This window comes from Streptomyces hilarionis (genome assembly GCF_024539675.1).
Classification (GTDB): Bacteria; Actinomycetota; Actinomycetes; order Streptomycetales; family Streptomycetaceae; genus Streptomyces; species Streptomyces hilarionis.
The window spans coordinates 1-12,080 of sequence record NZ_JAHHIT010000015.1; the positions used below are offsets into that span (position 1 = coordinate 1).

Genomic DNA, 12,080 nt, shown 5'->3' on the forward strand with positions numbered 1-12,080 from the left:
CTCCCGCACCCTCCCCTCGACCCCGGAGAAGCCCGCCGATGTCCACCGTTCCCCCGACCTCCCCAGCGCTCGGCACCGCTCGACCGGAGGATTCCCCGGCGGACGGGGCGCCGCGTCCGACCGCTCCCGCGTCCGGGCCCCGCGGCGCGTGGGCCGCGCTGCGCCCGCTGGTGCTGCGGCTGCACTTCTACGCCGGCGTGTTCGTCGCGCCCTTCCTGCTGGTCGCCGCGGTCACCGGCTTCCTCTACGCCGGCGCGTTCCAGGCCGAGAAGCTCGTCTACGCCCACGAGTTGACGGTGCCGGCCGGCGACACGAAGCTGCCGATCTCCGCACAGGTGGACGCGGCCCGCAAGGCCCACCCCGAGGGCACGGTCTCGGCCGTCCGTCCCTCGCCCGGGCGCGACGCCACGACCAGGGTCATGCTCTCGGGCGTCCGGGGCGTCGACGCCGGCCACACCCTGGCCGTCTTCGTCGACCCCTACACGGGCGAGGTGCGGGGCGCTCTGGAGCAGTACGGCTCCACCGGCGCCCTGCCCCTGCGCACCTGGATCGACGAGTTCCACCGCGATCTGCGCCTCGGCGAGAACGGCCGCCTGTACAGCGAGTTCGCCGCCAGCTGGCTGTGGGTGATCGCGGCCGGCGGCCTCGTGCTGTGGTTCTCCCGCCGCCGCGCGCTGCGCACGGTGCGCGGCACGAGCGGACGGCGTCGCGCGCTCGGTCTGCACGGCACGGTCGGCGCGTGGGCCGCCCTCGGCTTCCTCTTCCTCTCCGCGACCGGACTGACCTGGTCGACGTACGCGGGCGCCACCATCGACGAACTGCGCACCTCCCTCGGCCAGTCCACCCCGTCGGTCTCGGCGGCCGCGAGCGGCGGCGACCATGCGGGACACGCCGCTGCGGCCGGCAGCGGCGGCGACGCCGGGCACGGCGTCGGGCTCGACCGGATCTTGGCCGCCGCGCGGGCGGAGGGGCTGGGCGACCCGGTCGAGATCGTCCCGCCCGCGGACGCGTCCTCCGCCTACGTCGTCAAGCAGGTGCAGCGCAGCTGGCCCGAGAAGCAGGACGCCGTGGCGGTCGACCCGGCCAGTGGCGAGGTCACGGACGTCTCGCGCTTCGCCGACCACCCCCTGCTCGCCAAGCTGACCCGGTGGGGCATCGACCTGCACACCGGCGTCCTGTTCGGGCTGGTCAACCAGATCGCGCTGATGCTCCTCGCGCTCGCTCTGATCTGGCTGATCGTGCTGGGCTACCTGATGTGGTGGCGGCGCGGCCGCGGCTCGTCCTTCGGCCGGCCGATTCCGCGGGGCGCCTGGGCGCAGGTCCCGCCGTCCGTCCTCGTCCCGCTGATGGCGGCGGTCGCCGTGCTCGGGTACTTCGTCCCGCTGCTGGGCATTCCGCTCGCCGGCTTCGTCGTCGTGGACGTCGTCCTCGGCGAGATCGCGCACCGCCGCCGCCGGACGGTCTGAGCGCGGCCGGTCCCGCGGGCGCGCCGCACCGCGCGACGGCCGCGTGGGCGGCCGCCGTGCGGGCGGCGGGGGCCTGCTCCGGGGCCCGGGCCGCGCGCCGGGTCAGTCCTGTGGGAACTCCCCGGACAGGGCCGCGGCCAGCCGCAGGTGCGGCGCGGCCTCCTCGTGCCGCCCCTGCCGCTCCAGGGTGCGGCCCAGCATCAGGCGCGCGTAGTGCTCCACCGGGTCACGCTCGACGATCGTCCGCAACTCGGTCTCGGCCCGGCGCAGTTGGGCCGAGTGGTAGTAGGCGCGGGCCAGGAGCAGCCGCGGTCCGGTCTGCTCCGGCTCCTCCTCGACCAGCCCGGCGAGCACCCGCGCGGCGGCGGTGTACTCCTTCGCGCCGAAGAACAGCCGGGCCCTTTCCCAGCGCTCGGCCGGGGTTCCGTGGGCGTAGTACGCGGTGGCGCCGGTCGTCGTCTCGTAGGTCGTGTCCACTGGTGACCTCCTTCGGGGCCCACAACCGCGACGGTTGGTTGAATATTCCATTACCCGGCCGCCCCTCCGAGCGGCCCCGGCGCTCGCGCCAGGGCGGTGTCGGACCCCGCTGTCATGCTGGGACAGGACGGCGGCGACCGCCGCGAGGGCGCGAGGGGCGACGACATGGCAGGGGCGCGGCAGATCCTGTTCGTCCAGGGCGGCGGCGCGGGCACGTACGACGCCTGGGACTTCAGGCTGGTCGACAGTCTGCGACGCGAACTGGGGGACGGGTACGAGGTCCGCTACCCGCGCATGCCCGACGAGGACGACCCGAGCCCCGCACGGTGGACACCGGCCCTCCGGCGTGAACTGGCGGACCTGCCGGGCGGCGCGGTCGTGGTCGGCCACTCGGTGGGCGGGACGATCCTGGTCCACACGCTCGCCCGGCGGCCGGCCTCCACCGGGCTCGCCGCGATCGTGCTCGTCGCCGCCCCCTTCGTCGGCCCCGGGGGCTGGCCGGCCGACGAGGACTTCGCCCTCCCCGCCGACCTCGGGGCGCGCCTGCCGCGCGGCGCGCGGGTGCATGTCTTCCACGGCCTGGCGGACGAGACCGCCCCGCCGTCGCACGCCGATCTCTACGCCCGTGCGATTCCGTGGGCGCGGGTGCACCGCCTGCCCGGACGCGACCACCAGCTGAACGACGACCTCGGCGAGGTCGCCGCGGCGATCGGCTCCGACGATGGCCCCGCTCCCGCACGGGCCCGCACGATCACCTGAGACCCGCGAGACCCGCGAGGGTTCCGCGCCGCGTCCGCCGCCGGTCGGCCGCCCGTTCCCGCCCGCATCCGCCGTGGCCGAGCCCGGCGTCCGTACGCCTTGGCGCGGCCTCGGTACGGCCGTTCGCCGCGCTCGTCCGTCGAGATTTTGCCCACAGGGGCGAAGGTCGCCACCTCAGGGGGTAATCGGTTTCCGGAGGCATGACGCCCACGGATGACAGTTGCCGTTTGACAACTATAGCCGTGAGGCAAGAAAGTGGAGGTCGGACGTGCCAGGGAAAGGATCTGGATGCTGCGGTGGGCGGAGTCCGCTCCGTTCGCCGGACGCCGGCGTCGAACGGCGGGCGGCAGGTGAGACGTCGGTGGCCGGCTCAGGCCGTGCGGGTGCCGGAACCCCCGGGGTCGTGGTGTATCCGCGTCGCGGCCGCGTCGCAGAACGCTTCGAGTCCCCGCAGCAGCGCGCTCCGCTCGGCGGCGGGCATCTGGTCCAGCACCGCTTGCAGCGCGCTCTCGCGCCGGGTGCGCAGATCGGCGAGGAAGGCCTGGCCCTGGCCACTGAGGTGGAGACGCACCTCGCGCCGGTCCGCCGGGCTCACCGACCGCTCGACGAAGCCGGCCGCCTGGAGCCGGTCGCACAGCCGGCTGGTCGACGGCGGCGTGGACGCGAGCGCCTCGCTCAGGGCGCGCAGACTGACGCCTTCGCGATGCTCGAGGACGAGCAGCACGCGCAACTGCGACGCCGACACCGGCGCCGTCGTGGCCCGGCCCCACAACACCTCCAGCAACTCCGCGGCCGTGGAGGCCACGCGGGCGACCTCGTCCGGCTCAGGGCGGGGGCGCAGGGAAGTCACCGCCACATTCTCGCAGGCGCCGGGGCCTGCGGTGGTCCGTCGGGCGGCCGGTGACCGGCCGCCCGACGCACCGGGGCCGGTGACCGGCCCGTGCGGCCGTGCGAACCGGCCGCGCCCCGCGCACAGAACCTGCGAACGTCCGACGAAAGATTGGGTGTTTTGACAACCGTGAACAGATTCGTGACCGCCGAACGCGCTCTGCGTACGGCGGCGCCCCACGAGCTGCTGGACGCGGTCCGCCGCGTGCTCTGCGACGAGTACGCGGCGACCTCGGTCGAGCTCTTCATGGCCGACTACGGTCTCACCGTCCTTCAGCCGGTGTCGGTGCTGCCGCACACGCTGGAACCGGTGTCGGTGCACAACAGCCCGGCCGGCCGTGCCTTCGGCGCCCAGCAGCCCTACCTCGAGGGCCTTCCGCACGGCGAGGTGTGCGTGCACCTGCCCGTGACGGTGCGGGGGGACCGACAGGGCGTCCTGTCGGTGACCGTGCCGGGCGAGGAGCCCGCACGGGACTGCCTCGCCGAGCTGACGGAGATCGCCGACGTGCTGGCGCACGAGGTGGTCGTGGCCGAACGGGACACGGACCTCTACTTGCAGGCACGGCGCAAGGACCGGCTGACGCTGGCCGCCGAGATGCAGTGGCAGCTGCTGCCCGGCCGCTCCTGCGCGCGTCCGGAGTACGAGCTGGGGGCCCAGCTGGAGCCCGCGTACGCGATCTTCGGCGACAACTTCGACTGGTCGGCGACCGCCGACCGGCTGACGCTCTACGTGTCCAACGGCATGGGCGAGGGCATCGAGGCCTCGCTGCTGACGAACCTGGCGGTCAACGCCCTGCGCAACGCCCGTCGGGCGGGCCTCTCCCTGCCCGACCAGGCGGCCCTCGCCGACCAGGCGATCTACGCCCACTACCGGGGCCGCTGCTACCTGTCGGTCCTCATGTTCGACTTCGACCTGTCCACCGGACGGGCCCGGGTGGTGGACGCCGGCTCGCCCCAGCTTCTGCGGCTGCGCGACGGATCGGTCGAGAGGGTCGCCTTCGAGGCGCAGCTGCCGCTGGGCATGTTCGAGGAGACCGACTACCTGGCGCAGGACTTCCGGGTCGAGCCGGGCGACCGTCTCGTCTTCGTCAGCGACGGGGTGTACGAGGTCGCGTCCCCCGGAGGCGAGACGTACGGGGACAGCGCGCTGGCCCGCGCGATCCTGTCGACGCGGCTGCTGCCGGCCGCCGAGGTCCCCCGGGCCGTCCTGCGGGAACTGACGGGCCACCGCGGGCGGACGGCGCCCAACGACGACGCCCTGGTGGTCTGCCTCGACTGGCGCGGGCGGCAGTGACGGGTCCGGCCTCCGCCCCGCGCTCCGGCGGCCCCCCGTCGTGCGACGCGCCGCCGACGGACGTCACCGCTGAACGTCTCCCGTGCGGGGGCGCGGGCGGGCAGCGGCGCAGGCGTGCCTGCGCCGCGGCGGTGAGACGCCTGCCGCCCCTCCGCCGTGGGTTCGCGCAGTCGGGGCGACATGCGCGTGGCGATAGTGTGGATGTCATAGGGGGAGAGAGTGGATGCCGTGAACACGTCTGAACCGGTGCCGTCCGCGGAAAGCCAGCTGCGCGCCGCCGCGCCCCACGAACTGGTCGCCACCGCCCGCCGCCTCCTCGCCGACCGCGTCGGCGCCGACGAGGTGACCCTGCTCATGGCCGACTACGCGCTGAGCGTCCTGCAACCGGTCACCCACCTGCCGCACACCGCGGCCCCGGTCGCCGCTCACGAGGGGCCCGCCGGGCGCGCCTTCCTCGGCCAGGCGCCGGTGGTCGAGGTCCCCGACGGCTCGTCGCCGACGCACGTCGTCCATCTGCCGCTCACCGTCCGCGGCGACCGGCTGGGCATCCTGTCCGTCCGTCTGCCCAGCAGCGCGACCGACCCGGCCACCGTGCTCCGGCTCACCGACTTCGCCACCGCCCTCGCCCACGAGGTCGCCACCGCCGGCCGCGACACCGACCTCTACCTTCAGGCCCGTCGCACCCGGCGGCTGACGCTGGCCGCCGAGATGCAGTGGCAGTTGCTGCCCGGCCGGGGCTGTGCCCGCGAGGAGTATGTGATCGGCGCCCACCTGGAGCCCGCCTACACGATCGGCGGCGACAACTTCGACTGGTCGACCGGAGCCGACCACCTCACCCTCACCGTCACCGACGGCATGGGCCAGGGCATCGACGCCTCCCTGCTCACCAGCCTCGCCGTCGGCGCCCTGCGCAACGCGCGCCGCGCCGGCATAGGCCTCGCGGACCAGGCCTGCCTCGCCGACCAGGCCCTCTTCGCCCAGTACGGCGGCACGTCGTACGCCTCGACCCTGCTGTTGCGGTTCGACCTGGAGACCGGCGTGGTCCGTGCCGTCGACGCGGGCTCGCCCCAGCTCTACCGGCAGCGCGACGAAGGCGTCGAACAGATCGAACTCGAGGCTCAGCTCCCGCTCGGCATGTTCGAGGAGACCCAGTACGAGGAGCAGACCTTCCAGATGGAACCCGGCGACCGGCTGATCGTGGTCAGCAGCGGCGTGCACGGCGCACGCGACGCCGACGGGGGATCCTTCGGGGAGCGGGCCCTGCGCCAGACGCTGAGCGCCACACGCAGGGAGCCGCCCCACGAAGCCGCGCGCGCCATCGTCGCCGGGCTGATGGAGCACTTCGGCAGCAAGGAACTCGCCACCGACGCCGCCGTCGTCTGCCTGGACTGGCACGGCAGGCACGACCGGCACGACCGCGACGGCGGCAAGGAGGGGAACGGCACGAGGTAGCGCGCGACGCGAGCCGCCCCGGACCGCGGTCAGCGACGGTTCGGGTCCGCGGGATCCGTGGGGCGGGCGGGATCCGCGGGGCGGACCGGCGCGCCCTCGCGCGCGGCGTGCAGGGCCCGCAGCCCCCGGCGCAACGCGACCCTGTCGGCCGGTTCCATCGCCCCCAGCACGGTGGCCAGCGCCTGCGCCCTGCGGGCGGCCACATCGCTCAGCACCTGCCGGCCGGACAGCGTCAGACGCAGCTGCACCTCGCGGCGGCTGAACGGATGGGTCCCGCGCTCCAGCAGGCCGGCCGCCTCCAGGCGGTCGCACAGCCGGCTGGCCGTCGGCATCCCGATGTCCAGCCGCTCCGCCAGGGCGGTGAGATTCAGGCCCGGCGCCTGCGCGACGGCCCGCAGCGCCTTGAGCTGATGCAGGGACAGCCGAGGCGTCGCCTGCTGGGCGGCCATGGTCCACAGGTCCGTCAGGCTCTCCGCGGCGTCGGCGATCTCCCGGGCGGTGACCCGGGGACCATGGCCCGGCCCCTTCGCCTGATCGTTGTCGGCGCCGTCGAGGTGCGTCACGAACGAGTCTCTTTCAGTAAGCCCGAGGCAATTCACATGCAATGCTCATTCAAACGCACTACCCGAAGAGCGAACGAGCAACCAGGCGATACTGCATCCGGTCCAGACAGACCTGCCGAACAGGAGCGGATCATGGAGTCCCGCATCGTCCGCATCGTTCCGCATGCGAACGCCAAGGACGCGGACCGAGAACCCCGACGCCCGGGCCTGGCTGGAGAGCCACCCCGCCGAAGCGGCCGGGCTGGACACGGTCTGAGCCCGCGCCCCCTCCGGGACCGACAGATCCCGTCAATGCGGCTCGCACGATTCGGCGACGGCTACGAAATCTTTCGGGATTCGAGGAGTTCGCCAACGGGTCGACATGGCCTGGCGCGGCAGTTGGCTCGACGATCGTGTTGACACGCTCGGGAGTCTCTCTACCATCCGTGGGGTCGGCATTCCGAAATCCTATCGAAATTTCGAACGGGCCTATCAATGTCATATGCATGACATCGCTCTGCGAGCGTGCCGGCCATCCCCTGTCTCTCCGGCGCCGTCGGTGACCACCTCGGCGCCCCCACCCCCGAAAGGGAAGCCGAGTGCCCAGATCAGGCAGACGACTCCTCGATCTCCTCGCGGCCGCCGCCCTGACGCTCACCGCGTCTCTCACGGCCGTCGTCCACTCCGGCGCCGCCGCCACGGCCGCGCCCGGCAGCCCGGCGCTCACCCCGCCGCTCGGCTGGAACAGCTGGAACAGCTTCGGGTGCGGGGTCACCGAGGCGCAGGTCCGCCAGGCCGCCGACGCGATGGCGTCCTCGGGCATGCGGGACTCCGGCTACCGCTACGTGGTGGTCGACGACTGCTGGTTCGACCCGCAGCGGGACGCGTCGGGCAACCTGCGCGCCAATTCGGCCAAGTTCCCGGGCGGGATGAAGGCGCTCGGGGACTACATCCACGGCAAGGGACTGAAGTTCGGCATCTACCAGGTCCCGGGCGAGCGCACCTGCGCGCAGACCAGCGGCGCGTACCCCGGATCCACGGGCAGCAGGGGCCACGAGGCCCAGGACGCCGCCACGTTCGCCTCGTGGGGCGTGGACTACCTCAAGTACGACTGGTGCTCGTCGAGCGGCACGCGCGACGAGCAGGTCGCGCGGTTCACGCTCATGCGCGACGCGCTGCGCGCCACCGGCCGGCCGATCGTCTACAGCATCAACCCCAACAGCTTCCACGCCATCACCGGCGCCTCCTACAACTGGGGCGAGGTCGCCGACCTGTGGCGGACGACCGAGGACCTGCTCGACATCTGGCAGAACGGCAACACCAACAGCTACCCGATGGGCGTCGGCAACGTCCTCGACGTCACCGCGCCGCTGGCGGCGCAGTCGGGCCCGGGCCACTGGAACGACCCCGACATGCTGGTCGTCGGCCGCCCCGGCCTGTCGCTCACCGAGTCCCGCTCCCACTTCGCCCTCTGGGCCCTGATGGGCGCCCCGCTCATGGCCGGCAACGACATCCGCACCATGTCCGCCGACGTGAGCGCCGTCCTGCGCAACCCCCGCCTGCTGGCCGTGGACCAGGACCCCCTGGGCGCGGGCGGCCGCCGGGTGCGCGACGACGGCGCCACCGAGGTCTTCGCCAAGGCCCTGTCGGACGGCTCGGTCGCGGTCGGCCTGTTCAACCGGGGAGCGAGCGCCGCGACGGTCGCCACCACCGCGGCTCAAATCGGCCTGTCCGGCGGGCAGTTCACGCTGACGGACCTGTGGACCGGCGGCACGTCCACCTCGTCCGGCCAGATCTCGGCGAGCGTTCCCGCGCACGGCGTCGCCGTGTACCGGGTGAGCGGCGGCAGCCCGCTCGCCGCCACCACCTCGCGGCTGCGCGGCGCCGGCTCCGGCCGCTGCGCGGACGTCGACAACGGCTCCACCGCCGCCGGGGCCACCGTGCTGCTCTGGGACTGTCACACGGCAGCCAACCAGCTCTGGACCGGCTGGGCGGGCGGCGAGATCCGCGTCTTCGGCGACAAGTGCCTCGACGCCTCCGAGCGGGGGACGGCCAACGGCACCCGGGTCATCACCTGGCCCTGCAACGGCCAGGACAACCAGAAGTGGACCGTCGGCTCCGACGGCACGATCCGCAACGTCCACGCGGGGCTGTGCCTCGACGTCGACCGGGCGGGCACCGCCAACGGCACCCCGCTGGTCCTGTGGAGCTGCGACGGCCGGACCGGCCAGAAGTGGAGCCGCACATGAGCGACGTCGACGCACCGGACGCCGACCCGCAGAACGCCCACCGTCCCCCGCAGGTTCCGCAGGCCGGTCGCCCAGGGGCCGGGACGACGGCCGCCACGCCGTCGTCCGCCGCCGGCCCGCGGCTCACCCGGGCGCTCGCCTGGGTGGTGGGCCTCCTGCTGGCCTTCGCCGTGGTCCCCGCCGCGCTGCACCCCAGCGCGGCCAGGGCCGACAACCCGATCGTGCAGCACGTGTACACCGCCGACCCCGCCCCCCTGGTGTACAACGGGCGGGTCTACCTCTACACCGGCCACGACGAGGACGGCTCCACCTACTTCACGATGAAGGACTGGCGGGTCTGGTCCTCGTCGGACATGGTCAACTGGACCGACCACGGCTCACCGCTCGGCCTGACCACCTTCAGCTGGGCCTCCTCCGACGCCTGGGCGGGACAGACCGTGCAGCGCAACGGCCGGTTCTACTGGTACGTGCCGGTGAAGAACCGCGCGACCGGCCGCATGGCCATCGGCGTGGCCGTGGGGGACAGTCCCACCGGACCGTTCCGCGACGCCCTCGGCCACCCGCTGGTGGAGAACGGCGAGATCGACCCGACGGTCTTCGTCGACGACGACGGTCAGGCCTACCTGTACTGGGGCAACCCCAACCTCTGGTACGTCCGGCTGAACGCCGACATGACCTCCTACTCGGGCAGCCCCACCAGGACCCCGCTGACCGCCGCCGGATTCGGCGCCCGCACCGGCGACGCCAACCGCCCCACGCTGTACGAGGAAGGACCCTGGTTCTACAAGCGCAACGGCCTGTACTACATGGTGTTCGCGGCCAAGTGCTGCTCGGAGTTCATCGCCTACTCCACCTCGCCCGGCCCCACCGGTCCCTGGACCTACCGCGGGACGATCATGCCCACCCAGGGCGGCAGTTTCACCAACCACCCGGGCATCGTCGACTTCAAGGGCAACTCGTACTTCTTCTACCACAACGGCGCACTGCCGGGCGGGGGCGGCTACACCCGCTCCGTCGCGGTGGAGAAGTTCTCCTACAACGCCGACGGCACGATCCCGACGATCACCATGACGAGTTCGGGCGCCCCGCAGGCCGGCCCCCTCGACCCGTACGTGCGCCAGGAGGCCGAGACGATCGCCTGGGAGTCCGGGATCGAGACCGAGGCGTCGGCCGAAGGCGGCCGGGACATCGGCTGGATCGACAACGGCGACTACGTCAAGGTCAAGGGCGTCGGCTTCGGGGCGGGCGCGTCGTCCTTCGCGGCGCGCGTGGCCTCCGCGAACGGCGGCGGCACGGTCGAAGTGCGGCTGGGCTCGCCGACCGGGACGGTCGTGGGCCGGTGCGGCGTGCCGAACACCGGCGGCTGGCAGGCCTGGACGACGGTGACCTGCCCGGTGAGCGGCGCGACGGGAACCCAGGACCTCTACCTGCGCTTCTCCGGCGGCAGCGGCTATCTGTTCAACGTCGACTGGTGGCAGTTCACGCGCGGCGCCGCGGTCGGCGCGCACCGGTAGCGCATCGGCCGGCTCCGCGCCGGGGGACACCGTCCGCGCCCGTCCGACCCCGCGGTCGGGCGGGCGCGGCGGGGTGTCGCCCGGCCGCGGCCGCAAGGGCGCCCGGGCGCTCACCGGGAGCGCTCCCGCCGCTGCCGCGTCAGGCCGACTCGCGGACCGCCAGTTCCGTCCTGAGGATCACATGACGGTAGGCCACCGACGGCTCGTCCATGTCCTCCAGCAGCAGCCGGATCATCGCCCGGCCCATCTCCTCCAGCGGTTGCCGCACGGTGGTCAGGCGCGGCTCGGTGCGCTGCGCCAGCGGAAAGTCGTCGAAGCCGATCACCGCGACGTCGTCCGGCACGCGTCGCCCCGCCGCCCGCAGCGCCTGCAAGGCCCCGGCCGCCGTGGTGTCCGACGCGGCGAGGACGCCGTCGATCTCCGGGTGCCGTTCGAGCAGACCGGACATGGCGCGCCGCCCGCCGTCCTGCGTGAAGTCGCTCTCGGCGACCAGGGACGGTGTGCCCTTCAGGCCGGCCACCGCCAGAGCGTCCTGGTAGCCGCGCAGCCGGCACCGGGCGGCGTACATGTCCAACGGCCCCGTGACGGTGGCGATCACCGTGCGACCGCGGGACAGGAGGTGGGAGACGGCACTGCGGGCACCGCCCACGTTGTCCGCATCCACGTAGCTGACGTACTCGTCGCCCGAGCGGCGCCCCAGCATCACGGTCGGCACCCGCGCCTCGGCGAGCATGTCCGGCAGCGGGTCCCCGGCGTGCACGGACATCAGCAGCACTCCGTCGACCCGGCCGCCGCGCGCGTACTCCAGGAAGCGCCGGCGCTCGTCGTCCGACCGGACCAGGGTCAGCATCAACTGCATCCCGGTGTCGGCCAGCGCGTCGCCCAGCGAGCCCACGATCTCCGAGAAGAAGGGCTCCGCGAAGAGCCTCCAGTCGGGCTCCGTCAGCACGAGCGCGACGGCGTCGGCGCGCCGCCCGGCCAGGGAGCGGGCCGCGAGATTGGGAACGTAGCCGAGTTCCTCGATGGCCCGTTGCACGGACGTGCGCGTCGAGTCCTTCACGCCGGCCGCGTTGTTGATGACGCGGGAGACCGTGCCCCGCCCCACCCCGGCGTGAGCGGCCACCTCCTCCAGCGTCGGAGTGCCGGGGCGTCGCCTGCCCATGACCACCTCCCCCAAGAGATCACCGATCTTACGGGCCCGGCGGAACGGGGCAACGGCTTCCGCGTGCGCCCCGCGCAATGTCGGCCAACCGGGCCTCGGCTGCGCGTGGTTCACGAGCCAGGGGCCGCGCGCCCGACGCCTGGTTCGCGCCGTGCGCCACCCCGGTCCGCCCCGCCCATCGTTCGCCGTCCGCCCCGCCACGTCCAGCCGTCCGTCTCGCCGCGCCCGCTGCGCAGCAGGGCGGCGCGCGGACGGAACTCTGTCTCTATACACATCT

At 73.4% G+C, this 12,080-nt stretch carries 10 protein-coding genes; 6 read left to right on the forward strand and 4 right to left on the reverse strand.

Annotation, left to right across the window (positions count from 1 at the left end; translation table 11 throughout):
• Positions 1-38: 38 nt before the first annotated feature.
• Positions 39-1,466, forward strand: coding sequence for a PepSY-associated TM helix domain-containing protein (locus tag KMS84_RS04395; RefSeq protein WP_256914684.1), 1,428 nt, complete (start codon positions 39-41; stop codon positions 1,464-1,466).
• 102 nt (positions 1,467-1,568) lie between these two features.
• On the opposite strand, the gene KMS84_RS04400 is transcribed toward KMS84_RS04395, so the two are convergent.
• Positions 1,569-1,943, reverse strand: coding sequence for a tetratricopeptide repeat protein (locus KMS84_RS04400; RefSeq protein ID WP_256914685.1), 375 nt, complete (start codon positions 1,941-1,943; stop codon positions 1,569-1,571).
• A 114-nt stretch (positions 1,944-2,057) separates the two neighbouring features.
• Between KMS84_RS04400 and KMS84_RS04405 the strand changes: the two genes are divergently transcribed.
• A complete protein-coding gene (locus tag KMS84_RS04405) occupies positions 2,058-2,702 on the forward strand; it encodes an alpha/beta fold hydrolase (protein WP_256914686.1) in 645 nt (214 codons plus the stop codon).
• Positions 2,703-3,072: 370 nt separating this feature from the next.
• Here the strand turns inward: KMS84_RS04405 and KMS84_RS04410 are convergent, their stop codons facing one another.
• On the reverse strand, positions 3,073-3,558 hold the full coding sequence (locus KMS84_RS04410) for a MarR family winged helix-turn-helix transcriptional regulator (protein WP_256914687.1): 486 nt from the start codon (positions 3,556-3,558) through the stop codon (positions 3,073-3,075).
• Positions 3,559-3,720: 162 nt separating this feature from the next.
• On the opposite strand from KMS84_RS04410, the gene KMS84_RS04415 reads away from it, so the two are divergent.
• Both KMS84_RS04415 and KMS84_RS04420 read left to right on the forward strand, forming a co-directional pair.
• Positions 3,721-4,884, forward strand: coding sequence for a PP2C family protein-serine/threonine phosphatase (locus tag KMS84_RS04415; RefSeq protein ID WP_256914688.1), 1,164 nt, complete (start codon positions 3,721-3,723; stop codon positions 4,882-4,884).
• Between the two features lie 219 nt (positions 4,885-5,103).
• A complete protein-coding gene (locus tag KMS84_RS04420) occupies positions 5,104-6,336 on the forward strand; it encodes a PP2C family protein-serine/threonine phosphatase (protein WP_256914689.1) in 1,233 nt (410 codons plus the stop codon).
• Between the two features lie 29 nt (positions 6,337-6,365).
• On the opposite strand, the gene KMS84_RS04425 is transcribed toward KMS84_RS04420, so the two are convergent.
• The gene (locus KMS84_RS04425) at positions 6,366-6,899 is read right to left on the reverse strand and encodes a MarR family winged helix-turn-helix transcriptional regulator (RefSeq protein WP_256914690.1); all 534 of its coding nucleotides are present in this window, start codon (positions 6,897-6,899) and stop codon (positions 6,366-6,368) included.
• Between the two features lie 578 nt (positions 6,900-7,477).
• Here KMS84_RS04425 and KMS84_RS04430 point away from each other — a divergent pair.
• The gene (locus KMS84_RS04430; RefSeq protein WP_256914691.1) at positions 7,478-9,127 is read left to right on the forward strand and encodes a glycoside hydrolase family 27 protein; all 1,650 of its coding nucleotides are present in this window, start codon (positions 7,478-7,480) and stop codon (positions 9,125-9,127) included.
• A 146-nt stretch (positions 9,128-9,273) separates the two neighbouring features.
• Positions 9,274-10,641 carry a glycoside hydrolase family 43 protein gene (locus tag KMS84_RS04435; protein ID WP_256914694.1) on the forward strand — a complete coding sequence of 456 codons (1,368 nt, stop codon included), beginning with the start codon at positions 9,274-9,276 and terminating at the stop codon, positions 10,639-10,641.
• 139 nt (positions 10,642-10,780) lie between these two features.
• Here the strand turns inward: KMS84_RS04435 and KMS84_RS04440 are convergent, their stop codons facing one another.
• Complete coding sequence (locus KMS84_RS04440; RefSeq protein WP_256914692.1) at positions 10,781-11,803, reverse strand: LacI family DNA-binding transcriptional regulator; 1,023 nt, start codon at positions 11,801-11,803, stop codon at positions 10,781-10,783.
• Positions 11,804-12,080: the final 277 nt, after the last annotated feature.

Bases quoted from the DNA above. Each gene is read 5' to 3' on its own strand.
- KMS84_RS04395 (WP_256914684.1), top strand. From the start codon at position 39: ATGTCCACCGTTCCCCCGACCTCCCCAGCGCTCGGCACCGCTCGACCG.
- KMS84_RS04405 (WP_256914686.1), top strand. From the start codon at position 2,058: ATGCTGGGACAGGACGGCGGCGACCGCCGCGAGGGCGCGAGGGGCGAC.
- KMS84_RS04440 (WP_256914692.1), bottom strand. From the start codon at position 11,803: ATGGGCAGGCGACGCCCCGGCACTCCGACGCTGGAGGAGGTGGCCGCT.